General features: G+C 34.6%; 19 protein-coding genes. 6 read left to right on the top strand and 13 right to left on the bottom strand.

Annotated features, from left to right (window positions below; translation table 11 throughout):
• Nucleotides 1-21 precede the first annotated feature (21 nt).
• Complete coding sequence (locus tag NCCP28_RS08205; RefSeq protein ID WP_248560905.1) at nt 22-702, top strand: GntR family transcriptional regulator; 681 nt, start codon at nt 22-24, stop codon at nt 700-702.
• Between the two features lie 380 nt (nt 703-1,082).
• On the opposite strand, the gene NCCP28_RS08200 is transcribed toward NCCP28_RS08205, so the two are convergent.
• The 3 genes from NCCP28_RS08200 to NCCP28_RS08190 all read right to left on the bottom strand — a co-directional run bounded on the left by NCCP28_RS08200 (nt 1,083) and on the right by NCCP28_RS08190 (nt 2,086).
• Entirely contained in the window at nt 1,083-1,226 is a 144-nt protein-coding gene (locus NCCP28_RS08200; RefSeq protein ID WP_248560904.1) for a YjcZ family sporulation protein, read from the bottom strand.
• Nucleotides 1,227-1,270: 44 nt separating this feature from the next.
• The gene (locus tag NCCP28_RS08195) at nt 1,271-1,369 is read right to left on the bottom strand and encodes a YjcZ family sporulation protein (RefSeq protein ID WP_101177663.1); all 99 of its coding nucleotides are present in this window, start codon (nt 1,367-1,369) and stop codon (nt 1,271-1,273) included.
• 174 nt (nt 1,370-1,543) lie between these two features.
• Complete coding sequence (locus NCCP28_RS08190) at nt 1,544-2,086, bottom strand: GbsR/MarR family transcriptional regulator (RefSeq protein ID WP_248560903.1); 543 nt, start codon at nt 2,084-2,086, stop codon at nt 1,544-1,546.
• Between the two features lie 569 nt (nt 2,087-2,655).
• Between NCCP28_RS08190 and NCCP28_RS08185 the strand changes: the two genes are divergently transcribed.
• The 3 genes from NCCP28_RS08185 to NCCP28_RS08175 are packed head-to-tail and all read left to right on the top strand — an operon-like array spanning nt 2,656 to nt 5,626.
• Complete coding sequence (locus NCCP28_RS08185; RefSeq protein WP_248560902.1) at nt 2,656-3,894, top strand: quaternary amine ABC transporter ATP-binding protein; 1,239 nt, start codon at nt 2,656-2,658, stop codon at nt 3,892-3,894.
• Entirely contained in the window at nt 3,894-4,748 is an 855-nt protein-coding gene (locus NCCP28_RS08180) for an ABC transporter permease (protein WP_248560901.1), read from the top strand. Before NCCP28_RS08185 ends, NCCP28_RS08180 begins: the two co-directional genes overlap by 1 nt.
• Nucleotides 4,745-5,626: a glycine betaine ABC transporter substrate-binding protein gene (locus tag NCCP28_RS08175; RefSeq protein WP_248560900.1), complete on the top strand. Its 882-nt coding sequence runs from the start codon at nt 4,745-4,747 to the stop codon at nt 5,624-5,626. Before NCCP28_RS08180 ends, NCCP28_RS08175 begins: the two co-directional genes overlap by 4 nt.
• 318 nt (nt 5,627-5,944) lie before the next feature.
• Here the strand turns inward: NCCP28_RS08175 and NCCP28_RS08170 are convergent, their stop codons facing one another.
• Nucleotides 5,945-7,456, bottom strand: coding sequence for a flotillin lipid rafts scaffold protein FloT (locus tag NCCP28_RS08170; protein WP_248560899.1), 1,512 nt, complete (start codon nt 7,454-7,456; stop codon nt 5,945-5,947).
• Between the two features lie 23 nt (nt 7,457-7,479).
• Nucleotides 7,480-7,995, bottom strand: coding sequence for an NfeD family membrane protein (locus tag NCCP28_RS08165; protein WP_248560898.1), 516 nt, complete (start codon nt 7,993-7,995; stop codon nt 7,480-7,482).
• A gap of 316 nt (nt 7,996-8,311) precedes the next feature.
• On the opposite strand from NCCP28_RS08165, the gene NCCP28_RS08160 reads away from it, so the two are divergent.
• Nucleotides 8,312-8,620, top strand: coding sequence for a hypothetical protein (locus NCCP28_RS08160; protein ID WP_248560897.1), 309 nt, complete (start codon nt 8,312-8,314; stop codon nt 8,618-8,620).
• Between the two features lie 142 nt (nt 8,621-8,762).
• Here the strand turns inward: NCCP28_RS08160 and NCCP28_RS08155 are convergent, their stop codons facing one another.
• The 4 genes from NCCP28_RS08155 to NCCP28_RS08140 all read right to left on the bottom strand — a co-directional run bounded on the left by NCCP28_RS08155 (nt 8,763) and on the right by NCCP28_RS08140 (nt 11,668).
• Nucleotides 8,763-9,536: a Cof-type HAD-IIB family hydrolase gene (locus tag NCCP28_RS08155; protein ID WP_248560896.1), complete on the bottom strand. Its 774-nt coding sequence runs from the start codon at nt 9,534-9,536 to the stop codon at nt 8,763-8,765.
• 39 nt (nt 9,537-9,575) lie between these two features.
• Nucleotides 9,576-10,352: an ABC transporter ATP-binding protein gene (locus tag NCCP28_RS08150; protein WP_248560895.1), complete on the bottom strand. Its 777-nt coding sequence runs from the start codon at nt 10,350-10,352 to the stop codon at nt 9,576-9,578.
• Nucleotides 10,353-10,501: 149 nt separating this feature from the next.
• Complete coding sequence (locus NCCP28_RS08145; RefSeq protein WP_248560894.1) at nt 10,502-10,768, bottom strand: phosphocarrier protein HPr; 267 nt, start codon at nt 10,766-10,768, stop codon at nt 10,502-10,504.
• Nucleotides 10,769-10,951: 183 nt separating this feature from the next.
• Nucleotides 10,952-11,668, bottom strand: a complete 717-nt coding sequence (locus NCCP28_RS08140) for a gamma-glutamyl-gamma-aminobutyrate hydrolase family protein (protein ID WP_248560893.1) — start codon at nt 11,666-11,668, stop codon at nt 10,952-10,954.
• A gap of 258 nt (nt 11,669-11,926) precedes the next feature.
• On the opposite strand from NCCP28_RS08140, the gene NCCP28_RS08135 reads away from it, so the two are divergent.
• A complete protein-coding gene (locus NCCP28_RS08135; protein WP_248560892.1) occupies nt 11,927-12,892 on the top strand; it encodes an NAD(P)-dependent oxidoreductase in 966 nt (321 codons plus the stop codon).
• A 41-nt stretch (nt 12,893-12,933) separates the two neighbouring features.
• On the opposite strand, the gene NCCP28_RS08130 is transcribed toward NCCP28_RS08135, so the two are convergent.
• From NCCP28_RS08130 to NCCP28_RS08115, 4 genes are all read right to left on the bottom strand, one after another.
• Nucleotides 12,934-13,785, bottom strand: coding sequence for a metal ABC transporter permease (locus tag NCCP28_RS08130; RefSeq protein ID WP_248560891.1), 852 nt, complete (start codon nt 13,783-13,785; stop codon nt 12,934-12,936).
• A complete protein-coding gene (locus NCCP28_RS08125; protein WP_248560890.1) occupies nt 13,731-14,438 on the bottom strand; it encodes a metal ABC transporter ATP-binding protein in 708 nt (235 codons plus the stop codon). Before NCCP28_RS08125 ends, NCCP28_RS08130 begins: the two co-directional genes overlap by 55 nt.
• Nucleotides 14,439-14,601: 163 nt before the next feature.
• A complete protein-coding gene (locus NCCP28_RS08120; protein ID WP_248560889.1) occupies nt 14,602-15,540 on the bottom strand; it encodes a metal ABC transporter substrate-binding protein in 939 nt (312 codons plus the stop codon).
• Nucleotides 15,541-16,028: 488 nt separating this feature from the next.
• Nucleotides 16,029-17,435, bottom strand: coding sequence for a C40 family peptidase (locus NCCP28_RS08115; protein WP_248560888.1), 1,407 nt, complete (start codon nt 17,433-17,435; stop codon nt 16,029-16,031).
• Between the last annotated feature and the right edge of the window lie 375 nt (nt 17,436-17,810).

Below are 17,810 nucleotides of genomic sequence, written 5' to 3'. Positions count from 1 at the left end.
TACATAATTAGGAGGATTTTTGTGAAACAAAAAATTGAAACATCCGCTTTAGCTACGCAAATTCACAGAGTGCTTCGTGAAGAAATTATTAGCGGGCTCCATTCACCTGGAGATAAATTAGATATTAATAAGTTAGCAGAAAAATTCGGCGTAAGCCGCTCCCCAGTTAAAGAAGCCGTTAATCAGCTAGTCCACGAAGGTTTAATTGAAATATTGCCAAGAAAAGGAACCTATATTACCCAATTAAAGTATCAAGACCTGATAGAATTGCTGGAAGTTCGATTTATGGCAGAAACTTGGGCTGCCCGCATTGTTTGTTCTACCATAACTGAGGAAGAACTGAACAAATGGAAACAGATACTTATTAAAATGGATGATTTAATAGGAGAACAGTCATTTTCTTTTGATGCCTACAGCAAACTTGATGTGGAATTCCATCAATTGCTTGTAGCTTGGACTTCAAATAAAAAAGTTCTAGATATTTATCAATCCATCAACCCTAAAGTATTATTAGCTCGTGTAATATACAGCAATGTTTTTGAAAATAGTTTAAAACGCCATAAAGATCATCATTATATGTATGAAGCACTAAAAAATCGTAATCTCAGCAAACTTATAAACGCCATTGAACAGCATAAAGAAAGTATAAAAAAAGATATCGCCCTTCAATGGAATGAACAATTACATGGACCAATGAAATAAGAGCCCATAAAAAATATGCTTGAAACACAAACACAATTCAATTTTAATAATAAAGTGAAACTTCAATCAGTGAGGATTTTCCTGCCCGTTAATGCGTGATAAAAAAGGGGCTTTCCCAAAAGTCATTAAAAAATGACTTTTGAGTACAGCTCCTCTTTTTAGTTCTGTTAAACTTGCCTGTTAATTTCCATTCCAATCAACAAAGTGCCAAAATCCATCATAAATATTACCTAACTTTTTTTTCAAATTACATACAAAAACACTGTCTTTTCTTGTAAAATAAATAGAAATCAAAAAACAGGGGAAGAAAAACACATTGTTTTTCTTCCCCTGTTTTTATTTTAGGACTTATTAGACAGCCCCTTTGCATTATAGGGATGTTACCATTTAAAGCAAGCAGCACCAACAATAATTAGAAGAATAAATAATACAACGATTAATGCAAATCCACCGCCGTAACCATAGCCGCCACCATAGCCATAGCTATAGCTAGGATAGCTGCATCCACAACCATATCCGTACATCTATTTTTTCCTCCTTTATTTTTTATTTTTCATGTTTTACTTAATTAGAAACCACCGTAGCCCCAAGAAGCACCGATAATCACTAAAAGAATAAATAACACTACTAAAAGAGCGAAACCTCCACCGTATCCAACTTCACCCATTGTTAATTACCTCCTTTTTTTAATTCTGTATATCTTATTCAGGAATCCCAAAATGTGCGATAGTCAAATGCACATTTTTTAGGTTTTTTCCCTACTGACAAAAATGATTTCTAAATGAAAATATGCAAAAAAGCTGATTCATTCACATGAATCAGCTTTTTTTCTTCTATTACTTCAAGATCTATTATCTTTTTTTGGAATAAAATTAAATATTTCTTGGGATTCAAGACTGTCAACAAAACGATTAAGCCAACTGTAATATTCAAGTGCATATTCTAGTTTTTCAATATCCTTTTTTGCTTCTTCCTTAATCTCGTCAGAAATAGTTTCATCACTTATCATTTTATTTAATTCTGCCAATGATTTTTCCATTGCATATACATTCATGCTTACCCCTGCACGCCATTTAATCGTAAAAAAATCGATAAATGTCTGGTACCAATCATCTTCTGCTTTATAAAGATCTTTGCGTACTCCTTTTTTCCAAACCTTATCTACCATTTTTAATTCCAACAATGTTCGTACAGATGTACTCATACTTGTTTTGCTCATGCCAAGCTCTTCTTTCATTTCATCAAGGGTCATTGGTTTTTCTTGAAAAAGCAGCATGCCATACAATCTTCCAATAGAATCTGTTACACCATATAAATTAATGTTTTGAGCAATAGCATCAATAACTCTTTCCCGAGCAACTTCTAACTGCTCCTTACCTTCCATTTTTTTATTCACATCCATCATTATAAGTTAATGTTTTTTTATTTGTTTTAAAATAATGATTTTGTATTAAACTACTCTCTTTGATTTATCTTGTAATTCTTTTTTCATCATAATTATTTTAAACAAGTGAAACTTCAATCAGCGGGATTTTTTTTATCCCCTAATGATCGTTAATTGAACTAATCAGGCTTTTAAGGGCAGTTCCTCCCCCTCATCTGGATTTTAGATTTCTCATTTTCTCTTATAATCTCGAAGTGGGGATAAAAGCCCGTTAATGCATGATAAATAAGACAATAACATCATTGTAGTCTTTCCTTCCACTTCTGACCATGATTTTTATTTCTTTTAATAGATTATCACGAAAGAAAAATTTGTAAAGAATGATTTCATTGAGCATTTGTGAGCATATAGGAGGAATTCTAAGAATACTTAACGTTCTGTACGTTCAGTTTTTTCTGTACGTACTTTACGGAGAAATATCACGAAATACGCGCTTTGCTTCATGGTACAATTTCCCTCTATACTAAATAGGTGCTATGCTCGACCGGCAAATTGAATGAGGTGAAAGAATGAAAGAAACAGTAAAAGTTAAAGTTGAAGATGTTACTAAAATCTTCGGCAAAAACAGCAAAAAAGCAATCGCATTATTAAAAAATGGCGATACAAAAGGAGAAATATTAAAAAAAACTGGTTCTACTGTTGGCGTAAATAAAGCCAATTTCGAAGTATATGCAGGCGAGATTTTTGTTATTATGGGACTTTCAGGCAGCGGAAAATCAACTCTTGTCAGAATGCTTAATCGCTTGATTGATCCAACACTAGGTAAAGTCTATATTGATGGAAAAGATATTGTTGCAATGTCCAAAGAAGAATTGCGTAAAGTGCGAAGAGAAAAAATCAGCATGGTTTTTCAGAAATTTGCATTGCTTCCACATCGAACTATCCTAGAAAACACAGAATATGGCCTAGAGATACAAGGAGTAGAAAAAGAATCGAGAAAAGCTCGCGCAATGGAATCTCTTAAGCTAGTAGGTCTAGAAGGATATGAAAATCAATATCCAGATCAATTAAGCGGTGGAATGCAGCAAAGGGTTGGATTAGCAAGAGCTTTAGCAAATGATCCAGATGTTCTTTTAATGGATGAGGCATTTAGCGCTCTTGATCCACTGATTCGAAAAGATATGCAGGATGAATTGCTTGATTTACAGTCCAATATGGAAAAAACGATTATTTTTATTACACATGATTTAGATGAAGCCCTTAGAATTGGAGACCGAATTGCTTTAATGAAAGATGGCTCCATTGTTCAAGTAGGAACCCCCGAAGAAATTCTCATGAATCCTTCCAACGATTATGTAGAACGTTTTGTAGAAGATGTTGACTTATCAAAAGTATTAACAGCCAATCACATTATGAAACGTGCAGAAGCAGTAAATATAGATAAAGGACCACGTGTTGCTCTTAAAATGATGAGAGAATTAGGCATTTCTAGTCTCTACGTTGTCAATAAACGCAAAGTTCTGCTTGGAGCCATCACTGCTGATGATGCAAAACGCGGAGTAGAACAAGGCTTATCTATCCACGATATATTAATAGAGGCTATTGACACTGTGCTTGGTGATACTTTATTAACTGATTTATTTGAGATTGTTTCTCAAGCAACTATTCCTGTTGCTGTTGTGAATGAAGACAATCGCCTGAAAGGCATTGTCGTTAGAGGCGCTGTACTTGGTGCACTCGCTGGCAACAATGAAAATATTAATAGTATGGAAGTACTGGAGTCACAAAAAATGGAGGTGACTAACTAATGGAGAATCTATTCCCTAAATTGCCAATAGCTGATTGGATTGATTCCTTTGTAGATTGGCTAACTTCCACTTTCGCAGTCGCTTTTGACGGTATTTCCACTATTTTAGAAACTGTGGTAGAAGGTTTAGTTTCACTTCTTTCCTTTATTCCACCCTATCTATTTATTATATTATTTACATTACTCGCTTGGAAACTAGCAAATAAAGGAATTGCACTATTTACTTTTATCGGTTTACTTTTAGTTGATAATTTAGGCTATTGGGATCCAATGCTAGATACATTAGCACTTGTTTTATCTGCTGTTGTTATCTCCATTATTATTGGCGTACCAACAGGCATTTGGGCATCACAGAAAAACACAGTAAAACAGATTGTTGTGCCCATATTAGATTTTATGCAGACAATGCCTGCATTCGTTTATTTAATACCTGCTATCTTTTTCTTTAACATAGGAGTCGTTCCTGGTGTAGTAGCATCTGTTATTTTTGCCATGCCACCTACTATTCGATTAACGATTCTTGGTATTCAGCAGGTTCCTAGCGACATTACGGAAGCAACAGAAGCATTCGGCAGTACAACAAGCCAAAAATTATTTAAAGTACAATTGCCTCTTGCTATGCCAACTATCTTAGCTGGGATTAACCAAAGCATTATGCTTGCGCTATCTATGGTCGTAATTGCCGCAATGGTCGGAGCACCAGGGCTTGGGGCGGATGTTTATCGCGCTGTTACGCAAATACAAATAGGCCGCGGATTCGAAGCCGGTATTGCTATTGTGGTAGTTGCCATCATTCTTGATAGAATTACACAAAATATTGGAACTAAAAAACAAGGGGGAGTAACAAGAAAATGAAAAAATGGATAATTTCTTTGCTTACATTAACACTAGTTTTTGCACTTAGTGCATGTGGATCCGCAGACAAAAACGACGAAAACGCAACTATTGGAGATACAGTTGATTACAAAATTATCGGGATTGACCCAGGTGCAGGCTTAATGAAAGCAACAAGCCAAGCAATAGAAGATTATTATTTATCTGATTGGACAGTTGTAGAGGGCTCAAGTGCCGCCATGGTTGCCACATTAAAAAAAGCATATGACAAAAAAGAGCCAATCATTGTAACAGGCTGGACACCGCATTGGATGTTTGCAAAATATGACCTAAAATATTTAGAAGATCCAAAAAAATCATTCGGAGAAAATGAAAATATCCATACAATCGTCCGCAATGGCTTAAAAGAAGATTTGCCAGAAGCATATCAAGTATTAGATAACTTCCATTGGGATACAGATGCTATGGGCAAAGTGATGATGGATATTACAGATGGAACAAATCCAGAAGATGCTGCTGCAAAATGGGTGAAAGAAAACGCTGATACTGTTAAAGAATGGACGAATGGTGTAGATAAAGCAAAAGGCGATAAAATTAAAATCGGTTATGTTGCTTGGGACAGTGAGATTGCAAGTACAAATGTAATCGGAAAAGTTCTATCTGATTTAGGCTATGATGTAACATTAAGCCAAGTAGAAGCAGGACCTATGTGGACAGGTGTTGCAGATGGAAGCTTAGATGCACATATCGCAGGCTGGCTACCAATTACACATGAAGATTATGCAAAAAAATATGAAGGCAAATTTGAAGACTTAGGCAATAACTTAGAAGGAACTAAACTTGGATTAGTTGTTCCATCTTATATGGATATTAATTCAATTGAAGATTTGAAAAAATAAAAAATGAGGGGATCCTTTTATGAAGGATCCCCTTTTTCATCTATGCTTCCATTTTATCACACATTAACGGGCTTTTGACCCTCACCTCAGGTGATTATAAAAAAAACGAGAAATCTAGGTGGGGAGAAACTTGCCCGTAAAAGCCTGATTGGTTCCACTAACAATCAGTCGAGGACGTGGCCCCCCCCACTGATTGAAGTTTTCCTTTATCCAGGTTGGTCCTTGCATATTTGGTACGCACTCGATTTATTCGCCTTCCTTCTATGAAATACTGCTATAAAAAAGCCAGTGCAACACAATTGCACTAGCTTCTCTTACTTAGTCTTTATTCTGTTTCAATTCTTCTCTTATGCCATCTACACTTTGGCGAATATTTCCCTTTCCTGATAAATTTTCTAAAAGTTCTTTCACATCAATACCTGCAGATGCTTTTAAAGATTCCTGCATAGTTGACATTAAATTGGTTGCATAGCCTGTTACTTTATTCGCTCCTCCATTACTGGCATCACTGCCTGTATCTACCACTGTAATTTTATCAATATTAGATAATGGACTTGCGACTTGTTTTGCATATTCTGGAAGCATATCCAACACCATATCAAGAATCGCAGCTTGCCCGTACTGAGCATATGCTTCTGCAATTTTTCGTTTTGCTTCTGCCTCCGCCAATCCCTTTAAGCGGATAATTTCTGCTTCTGTTTCCCCTTTGGCTTTTTCCGCCTCTGCTTTTGCTAATCCGTCAACACGAACTTTTTCAGCTTCTGCTTTTGCTTGTGATTCTATACGGTACTGATTAGCATCTGCTTCTGCAATTTGTCTGCGTTTATTTGCTTCTGCAGACTGTTCCATTGCATAACGATCTGCATCGGCTTTCTTTTTCACTTCTGAATCATATTGTTTCTCTCGTCTAGAAATTTCTTTTTCTTCTAATTCAATTTGTTTTTGTCTTTCAATAATTTTTATTTGCATTTCTTGTTCGGTTACTTCTTGTTTAGAGCGGGCACTTTCCAAATCATACGCTTGGTCAGCTCGAGCTTTTGCAACATCCTGCTCTCGTCTATAATCGGCAATCTTCATTTGATTTTCTTTTTCTGCTTCCGCTATTTCTGTAGCTCTTTCCAATTCCGCTTTTTTTGCATCTTTATCTGCTTCTGCCTTTTTAATTCTTGTTTCTTTATCTGCTTCTGCGGTTGCAATATCTGCATCCCTTTTTACTTGAGCAATTCTCGGTTTACCAAGAGATTCTAAATAGCCATTTTTATCTCGTACATCTTTAATCGTAAAAGAGACAATCATTAATCCCATTTTTGCTAAATCCTGTGATGCAACTCTTTGTACTTCTTGAGAAAATTTATCACGATTTTTATAAATCTCTTCTACTGTCATACTTCCCAAAATAGAACGCAGATGGCCTTCTAATACTTCACGAGCTTCATTTTCCCGATCCCCTTTTGTTTTTCCCAAAAATTGTTCTGCAGCTGTTGCTATTTCTCCAATTGAACCGCCAATTTTAATAATAGCTGTTCCATCTGCCATTACCGGCACACCTTGTTCTGTGTATACTTCAGGTGTAGACACATCTAATTTGCTAGACAGCAGACTTAATGGCTCTGATTGTTGAAATACAGGAAGGATAAATGTTCCTCCGCCTCTAATAATCTTAATTCTATTTCCAGCTTCATCTACATGTACATTCTTTGATCCTAAATAGCTGCCCGTTACAATTAAAGCTTCATCAGGCCCAACCGTTTTATACTTTGCGATAAAGATGCTTATTAAGGCAATTAATAAAACAACCACTACTCCAACAATAATCCAAACATCTAACATATATGTTTCCTCCTCCGAATAAATTACAGATCTTCCTGCAATACTACATAGGCAATATTATTTTTCACTTCTATAATGACAACATTTGCAGCGCTTGCAATTTCTTCATTGTAAAATCCTGCAGCGGTTTTTGAAATATTGCCACTATAGCTTTCGATTAGAATTTCTCCAAACCCGTCCTTTGGAATAGCTGTTATAACCTTTCCTACCCTTCCTTTTAACGATTCATCATCATAAACCAACGACTCTTCTGCACTGGATAATGGAATAAGAACAAAAAAATGCAAACATAATGCCACGATAATTGCGATTACAGAAGAAAGTCCAAGCACAGCAATACTATTTAGCAGAGCATATTTCTCCATTAAAAAACCGCTAGCTGAAAAAATCGTTAAAAATGCTAAAATAACAGTAGGATTTAATATGCCTAATTCTGCACTAAAAACATCGGATATAACTAATGTTACTAAAATGCATATTCCAGAAATAATTAATAGCAGCAAGTAGATAGACGTTATAGAAAATCCAAAAAGTTCCATCACCATCATTCTCTTTCATTAAATTTAAAATTTTCCAAATAACGAAATTTCAACTTCTCTATCCTCCTTTTATTAAATCGTTATCATATATACGAATGAAATTTACAAATGTTTCATTTTTTTTATTAAATGGAAACAAAACCTTATTTTGGATAACAATGCATTATTTTTGACAATTAACTATTTATTCGTTAAACTCCTGTTAAAAAATAACTTTTTTATCATGTTTTTATTAACTGTTTCATATTTTACTATTATGGGAATTTAGTAATAAGTAGTTCATTAAGCATTAATGGCGTATTTTTTGGAGGAGACTATGAAACAATCAACAAAAGGTTCAATAAAAACATTTTTTTTAAGAAAAAAAGTATATATTACATTAGGTGTGCTAATGATTACTATCTTTATTGGATCTTATCTCGCAATTGATCATTTTTTCCCAAACGAAGCCAATTCTGCATCCAGTGACTTAGGAGAGAAAGTTATCATTACTATGCCTAATGGAAAAAAAGTATACACATATGAAAATCTGCTTGCAGAAGAGGAAGGAAAACTATTTTATAAAGGAGAAAGAAATACAATTGATTTAACTGGTGGCGTTGTAATTTATAAAGACTGGAAATAGTAAAGTCGATTATTACACAACTGCTTTCTATATAGAAATGTTTAGGCACATATAAAAACTTGTTCTAAAAAGAGGTCGCTTGTTGCAACTCCTTTCCTCTAAACAGAGAAAGAGTCCAAGCTAAACCCCTTTTTTCGTTTGTTTAGATTAGCCCGATTTGTTCAAGACCCCATTTTAAACCTGCATCATCCACATGCTTTGTTGTAAATTTGGCATATGGCTTTACCTCATCCTCTGCATTGCCCATTGCAATCCCCATACCAACATAGGACAGCATTTCTTTATCATTTAAACCATCACCAAATGCAACAGCCTCACTTGCATCAATTTGCAAATGCTTTAGCAATGCTGCCATTCCTTTTGCTTTTGAACCTCCATTCGGTATCACATCTGTTGATAATGGATGCCATCGTACAAAACGAATAGCGGAAAAATTTTGAGGATAAATGAATTCTTCTTTTTCTTCACAAAAAAGCAAACATTGAAAGATATCTGCTTCTTTCCAATATTCTTTGCGGTAGATTGGCTTTTGTATCTTTAATGACTGAAAAGATTCTATAATATGTTCATGGTTTTCGTGATTGGCACAGCATTCTTTGCTGCCTTGAAACACTAGTGGATGAAAGTGGTCTAAGGCCAGCTTTTCTAGCTTTTCCAAAGTTTCAGTTGGGATTGGTTTAGCATATATTTCTGTACCTTCACAGACAACATATGAGCCATTAAAACAAACATATGAATGCAAATCTAATTCTTCTAAAATATGAGAGAAGAAATAAGGAGCTCTTCCTGTCGCTAGAACAATCGGAATATTTTTTTCTTTCAATTGCTTTATAGCAATTTTTGCATCTTCCGGAATTTTTTTATCTTTATTTACTAATGTTCCATCTATATCAATAAATACAATCTTATAAGTCATTTTCTGCTCCTTTGCCGCCTATTTTTTCAAAGACTTGTTTTATGCTTTCGCAAGTAATGGTCTTTGATTATTCCATATAACTTCTACAGGCAATTCGAAAAATTGCGATAAATTTTTACTTGTCATCATTTCTTCTGTTTTTCCTTTTGCAAATACAGTTCCTTTTTTTAATAATAGAGAATGAGAGAATACAGGAAGAATTTCTTCTAAATGATGGGTTACATAAATAATTGCTGGTCCGTTTTTTTGTTTTGCCAACACATTAATGGTTTCTAGTAATTGTTCTCGTGCAAGAAAATCTAAACCAGTTGCAGGTTCATCTAGTATAATAAGCTCTGGATCTAGCATCAGCGCTCTTGCAATTAGCACTCTTTGCTTTTCTCCTTGTGAAAGACTGCTGTATTCTCTATCTGCATAATCAAAGCAGCCAAGCAGTTTTAATAACTCAATTGCTTTTTGCCGCATTTCATCTGTTGGCGTTTCATATAATCCAATAGATGCAAATGCTCCACTTAAAATAATCTCATATGCACTGTCTGTCATATATAAATTTTGCTGAAGACGATTAGATACTAATCCTATTTTTTTTCGAAGTGCTCCGCCAAGTTCTGCTTTGCCAAACACTTTTCCCAACACTTCAACACTTCCAACCGTTGGATGATAATAGGCACAAAGCATATTAAGCAAAGCTGTTTTCCCTGCTCCATTCAGCCCATAAAGGACCCAGTGCTCATCCTTATTTATTTTCCAATTAATATCTTCTAAAATCCATTTTCCATTTCTTTTTAATCCTACTCCTTCTGTTTTTACTATCATTTTTCCATCCCCCTATTGCTCTTAATTCCAGGATATTTTTATATGTATATTCATTGACAGCGCTGTTATTTCTTCTGGATATAAAGCTTTTTTGCAGATAAATACATTTAGGCCCTCTTTTTTAAAAGAGGGCCTCAGATTATAGTAGATTAGCCGACTAATCCTTCTTTTTTCAGAACACTTTCTAATCCATCTACTGCTTCTGCAGCATCTTCACCGTTCGCTGAAATTGTAATCTCTCCACCTTTAGGCACTCCTAAAGACATAACACCCATAATGGATTTTAAGTTTACAGATTTCCCTTTATATGCAATTTGCATATCTGATTTAAATTTGCTAGCAGTGCTTACTAATAAAGTAGCTGGTCTAGCATGGATTCCTGTTTCATCGATAATTGTAAAAGTTTTTTCGCTCATGGTAATACCTCCAAGTTAAAATATGCGTTACCTATCTATTTTAACTGATTTTCTTATTCAATACTAATTTTTTTCCTATCTTTTATGCTTAATTTATCTTTTTTCTATCTTTTCTGCTGAAAAACAGCTTATTCCCTTATCCTATCGTCACTTTTTTAATAGAAAAATAAAATATGCTGCTGTTTATTTTGCGTTTTTAATAAATTCTGCGAAAATTCTATTCATTATCTCATCTGTTGCTGCCATTGATTCTGGATGCCACTGAACGCCTAATAAAAAAGGTCCATAATATGCATGTTCCACTGCCTCTATTATTCCATCATTGCTTGTTGCCGTGACTTTTAATGATGCTGCCAAACGATCAATTGCTTGATGATGAAGGCTGTTTACCCTTATCTTTTTTGCCTGCAAAATTGTTTCAATTTTGCTCCCTTTCTCCAATGCAACCCAATGGGAATCCCAGCTTCTATTAACCGTTTGGCTATGCTTAATGCTTCCTTTCACATCACTTGGAATATCTTGAATTAACGATCCTCCTAATGCTACATTTAATAATTGAACCCCACGGCAAATGGCAAGAATAGATTTCTTTTTCTTCATTGCTTTTTCTAATAAAACAATTTCCCATTTATCACGCAATGGTGTTGTTTCTGCTAGTTTTTGATGAGGATCTTGCCCGTAGAAACTGGGATCTATATCTTCTCCCCCACTAAATAAAATAGCGTCGCATCGTTCTATCATCTCTTCTGCAAGATTTTCTTCTAAAAAAGGCAAAATAATTGGAATGCCTCCATTTGCAGCAATTGCTTTTTGATAATCATGATGTACATACGTGCCTTCCATAAACTTATTATGAAACACATATGCACCAGTGATGCCGATTACAGGTTTATTCGCCAAACAAATCCTCCTTTCTAACAAGTACATAAATAATTTTTTATATTATAAACTAATAGAAGGAGAAATAATTGTCAATATTCTCTTTTGGCTTGTAGTACTAATTTGAGATACAGATATTCTATCTATCCTCTTATATACAAAGGGAGAACAAATAAATTTTTTTAAAATTATAAAGAATATAAGCACCCTATTCTTTCATTTCCTCTGCAAACTTTGATACAATTAAAAATAATCAAACTATTAAAAAAGGGGAAGGAAATGACAAAAACTAAAAAACTGCTTATTACCTATGAATTGCACCCATCTTTATTAAAGCAAATTGAATCAATTATTCCAGACTGGCGTATTTATATGTCAACAGATTCTAAAGTATGGAATGAGCACCTGCAGGATGCAGAGGTTATTATTGGCTGGCGCAGCAAATGGGACCAAACAAAATTATGGAACAATGCACAGCTGAAGTGGATTCAAACGTGGAGTGCTGGCGTCAATAGTTTGCCTTTAAACCAATTGGCAGCACAAAACATCCAATTGACCAGCGCAAATGGTGTACACAGCTATCCTATCTCAGAAACTGTTTTTGCCCTAATGTTATCCCTTACAAGAAATATCCATACATATGTAAAAAATCAGCAGCAAAAAGTATGGGATGACAGCGGCAATACACTTGAAATGCATGATAAAACAATTGGCATTATCGGTGTCGGAGCAATTGGGCAAGAAACAGCAAAACTGGCAAAAGCATTTGGCATGAAAGTATTAGGTGTTCGCCATTCAGGAAAACCTGCTCAATATGTAGATCAGATGTATAAACAATCAGAACTAAAAAGCATTCTTCCACAATGTGACTATATTGTTGTCACATTGCCATTAACGGAGGATACCCGCCATCTATTTGACAAAACATTATTCCAGGAGATGAAACAATCGGCTTTCTTCATTAATATAGGCCGTGGGGAAATTGTTAACGAGGAGGATTTAATAGCAGCCCTTCGCAATGGAGATATCGCAGGAGCTGGCCTTGATGTATTTGAAAGTGAACCGCTAAAAAAGACAAGTCCTCTTTGGGAAATGGATAATGTCATTATTACCCCCCATACATCAGGATCAACGGAACATTATGCTAAACGTGTAATAGAAGATATATTTTTACCAAACTTAAAAAACTATCTAGCAAATAGCACGGTTGCAGTAAATGCTGTACATTATCAAAAAGGCTATTAAAAGCAAAAAAGATCCAACACTCTTGGATCTTTTTTGCTTGATTACTCTTCTATTTTTAAATATCTCTTTTTACTTGCCGCTCTTTTAAAATGTACATATAATTTCTGCATCATAAAACCAATCAACAATAATATCACCATTAGCAGCGTAATTGTTGCACCTGGTGGAGTGCCTAACTGATAGGAGGAATAAAGTCCTGTAAAGATGCTGAATGCCGCAACAGCTATCGCTACAAAAAATACCCATTTAAACCCTTTAGCAAGCTTAATAGCAAATGCTGCTGGAAGGACCAATAATGCCGACACTAATAAAACGCCTACTGTTGGAATAATAACAGAAATTGCTATTCCAGTTAAAATACTAAAAGCAATTGATAATAAATTTGTATTGACACCACTAGTTGCAGCAGTATCTTCATCAAATGTCATCAAATACATGGGACGTTTTAATGTAATAAAAAATAAAATAATAATTGCTGTTACAATCCCTAATACCATTACTTGCTGTTTTGTAATAGTAATAATGCTGCCAAATAAAAATTGATCCATGCTGGCAGTCATTCCTCCTTGAGAAATGCTCATAAGAAATAAGGCTAAAGAAAGGCCGGCAGCCATTAAAATCGCAACAGATACTTCCGAATACGTATGATAGGCTCTTCTCATAAATTCTATTCCTAAAGCTCCCAATATAACAATCATAATGCTAGAAAAGGTAATATTCATATGGAAAAAGAACCCTATCGCTACACCAGCAAGAGAAATATGGGACAACGTATCTGCCATAAGCGCTTGTCTTCTCAGCACCAAAAATATACCAATAATCGGTGCAATAATGGCAATCATTCCGCCTGCCCAAAACGCTCTTTGCATGAATTCAAGGTTAAGCATTTCCATCCGCCCTTCTCTCCCTTCTCAATATGAATAATTTTATCTAAATAATCTTCTACCTCATCTTGATCATGTGTCACCATCACAACCGTACGATTATGCTGCACTACTTGATGCTTCATAAATTCATAAAAACCTTTTCTGCTGACAGCATCCATGCCAGTTGTCGGTTCATCAAGCACTAGCAAATCTGGTTCAGATGCCAATATTCTTGCAATGATAATCTTTTGTTTTTGTCCCCCAGATAAATCTCCCACCTTTTTATGCTGAAATTGCCACATATCTACCATTTCTAAAGATCTTTTTACTGCTTCATGATCTTTATCGGTTAATCGTTGGTACCATTTTTTCTTTTGATATCTTCCTGAACGCACAAGTTCTAGCACTGTGCTTGGAAAACCTACATTAAAGGATGATATAGATTGAGGAACATATCCAATAGTTAATTTTTTCCCGCTGCTATTAGTTTTGCTAATAATGATTTCACCAGACCAAGGCTTTAATAAACCTAATAAAAGCTTTAATAAGGTTGATTTAGAAGCACCATTTGGACCCGTAATGCCTACAAACTCTCCTGCATCTAATTCAAAGGATACGCCATCAAGTGCTGGAATATGATCATAGCCAAATTTAAGATTATTAATTGTTGCAAGTTTCATGTTTACAGGCTCCCTTCTCAATATTTACTAGATATATATTATCTGTAGTTTCTTTTCTATTTGTTTTATTAACCTGATTGATTCATCTTCTAGCGCTTTAAGTTAACGTAGAAAAAGCGTGTGGATAGGCTTCTCACACACGCTTATCTATTATATCACACCATTATTTAAAAAGAGTCTTCTTCAACTGGTTTAAATTTTCTTCCATTATTGAAATATAATCTTTTCCTGCTTCTTGCTCTTTTTCACTTAATCCTTCTAATGTATTTAACACTTCTGTTTTTGCTCCCAATTCTTCTGCTAGTGTATTTGCCACTTTTGTAGAAGCTAACTCCTCAAAATAAATAACATTTATCGCATGCTCTTTTGCAAAATCTTTTAGTTCAGCAAGTTTTGCTGCACTAGGTTCCTGATCAGGCGAAAGACCTGCAATTGGCACTTGCACTAAATCATATTCATTTGCTAAATAAGAAAAAGCCGTATGTTGGGTAATAAATTGAGAACTATCCCTATTTTTTAATTCAGTTTTAAACTTTTGATCCAAATTTTTCAATTTCTCAATATATGCTTCACTATTTTTTTGATAATATGCTTTATTCTCTGGATCTACCTTCACTAATGCATCTGTTATATTTTCTACTTCCTTTATAGCAAGAACCGGGCTTAGCCAAACATGTGGATCTACCTCATGACTATGATCATGTTCTTCGTCCTCATGCCCCTCTTCTTCCTCATGATTCTCTAACAATGTGATTCCCTTGCTTGCTTCTATAAATTCAACATTAGACCCAGATGCTGATTCTTTAATAGTTGGAACCCATGTTTCCATATCTGTACTATTGTATACAAATAAATCAGCCTTTTGTATATCTCCCACATTTTTAGGTGTCGGCTCCCAATCATGCGGTTCTATGGTAGATGGAATCAATAATGTAATATTAGCTTTATCGCCAGCAATATTTTTTGTAAAATCGTACATTGGATAAAATGTCGCAACAATATCTATTTTGTTTTCATCTGTTTTATCTATCTGTTTATCACTGCAGCCAGTTACAAAAACAATGGCCAATAAACAAAGTACAAGTGGTTTTAATCCCTTCATGTTTTCTCTCCCCATTTCTTTTCCTTCTATCATTTCGTATTGATTACGATTTATATTATATAAATTTTTTCATCAATAAATTATTTCCTAACAAATCATAACGATTATTGATTTTAACCTATTTTTTTTAATAAATCAATAGATTTTTATGCTTTATTGGTTTTTACCATCTATTTACTAAGTATGTTCTGTTTATAAACGAAGATATCTCTATAATTAATTATTTTCTTACTATTATTTCCACAAAAAACAATCGTAAACATAAGCATGGTTTCTAAATTTTCGGGTATATATAAAGTGAAACTTCAATCAGTATGGGTTTTTCCCTAACCCACTGATCGTTAGTTGAACCAATCGGGTTTTTACTGGCAGTTAGATTTCTCGTTTCTGCATATCCTCTTTACTGCCCTTAATGCATGATAAAATAAACATAATAAAAAGCATTACCTAATTAACTAACTTTAGGCAATGCTTCTATTATAATAGCTTTAGAATCTTACTACTCTGCCGTTAAATACACCTTTCCAATAACCACTTGTCATAGACGCAATCGCAACACCTGTAGAGCTTTGTGATCCAATGAATTTGCCGCCGCCTACATAAATTCCAACATGTCCATCTTTTTTATACGTATCAAAGAAAACTAAATCTCCTGGCTGGATATTGCTTGCAGAAACTCTTGTACCTTGATTTTTCAAAGCATCTGTGCTTGAGCCGATACTATATCCTGCTTGTGCATATGCCCAATGTACAAATCCTGAGCAGTCAAATAATCCATTTGCAATATCCGACGCAGTTCTTCCACCGCCAAATTTATAAGTAGAGTTGCCAATATATTTATAGCCAGCAGTAATTACTGTTGACTTGCCGCCGCCAACACTGTTATTGCTTGTATTGATTTTTGCTGAAGAATCTTTTTTACTTTCAGAACCTGACTTGCTGCTTGTCTCTGAGCTTGAGCTTGAACTTGTATTAGAGCTTGAACCTGTATTAGAGCTTGAATTTGAGCTTGTGCTTGATTTGCTAGAATTATCTGCTGCTGAAGAACTTGTATTAACAGGAGTCGTCGAATCATTTGAAGCATTGCTTCCTATTGTTGATTTAACTAGAGCATCTAATTCCTCTTGTTTTTTCTTTGCAAGCATTGCTTTAATTTCACTTTCCTTTGAGGCAAGTGTGCTGTCCTCTTGTTCTAATTGAGCTTTTGCTGCTTTATTTGCTTGCTGCTTTTGTTCCAATTCTTTTTTCGATTGTTCATTTTGTTCTTTCTGTGCAAGAATTTGTTTTTGCATTTCTTCTAAGTCAAGTTTCATTTCATTTAAGCCAGAAAGCTTATCCTCCACTTTTCCCTGTTTCGTTTCCAGAACTTTTTTATCTCTTTCATTATCAGCAATAATATCTTGGTCTGCTTCCATAATAGTAGCAACTGCTCCTACACGGTCAACAAAATCTTTAAAAGTTGCCGCTCCAAGCAATACTTCTACATAGTCCACACTGCCGCCATTTTCTTGAAAAGTACGAGCTCTTTCTTTTAGAATATTATTTCTTTTTTCAATTCTATCTTTTAATTCTTTAATTTCTACTTCTAATTTAGCAATCTCTTTTTTTGTTTCCTGAATTTTTTCTTTTGTTTCTTGAATTTTCTCTGTATTCGCTGCTACTGCAGCATCCACTCTATTGATTTTTTGAGTAAGTGCTGCCAACTCTTCCTCTGCTTCTACAATTTTGATTTCTGCATCTGATATTTGTGATTTTAAGTCCGCGCGTTTTTGTGAGATATCCGACTGCTGTGATTGCAATGTCGAAGCATTAGCATTGATTGCCGGTATTGCAAAACTGCTCCCCAAACCAATCACTAGCGTTGTATTAAGTGCGATCCATTTCTTTTTTAACATCTTATTTTCCCCCTGCGTTCTCAGTATCTGTTTATCTAGCAATCTATATACGTTTTCATTTTGATAGTAGGTAGTTATATATGTATGATCCAAAATTTAAAAGACTTTATAAATTATAACAGTTTTTATATAAAACACCAATTATTATGTGATTTTCGACTTTATAATTAGGACACAACAGCTTTTGTCATAATTAGAAGTATAACATCACAATTTGTCATTTAAGTAATAGAAATATTACAATTATATTTCAAATGAAATATTTCCGCCTCATGTCACTAATAATTCATATATTTTTTCCTTTCCACAATACAACTATCTAGCATTCAACATTACTAGCCATTTCCGCTATAATAAATAATTAGGTTGTATATG

Origin of the sequence: Niallia sp. NCCP-28, from assembly GCF_023168165.1 — a bacterium.
GTDB lineage: Bacteria > Bacillota > Bacilli > Bacillales > Cytobacillaceae > Niallia.
This window is presented reverse-complemented; position numbering and strand designations above follow the sequence as displayed.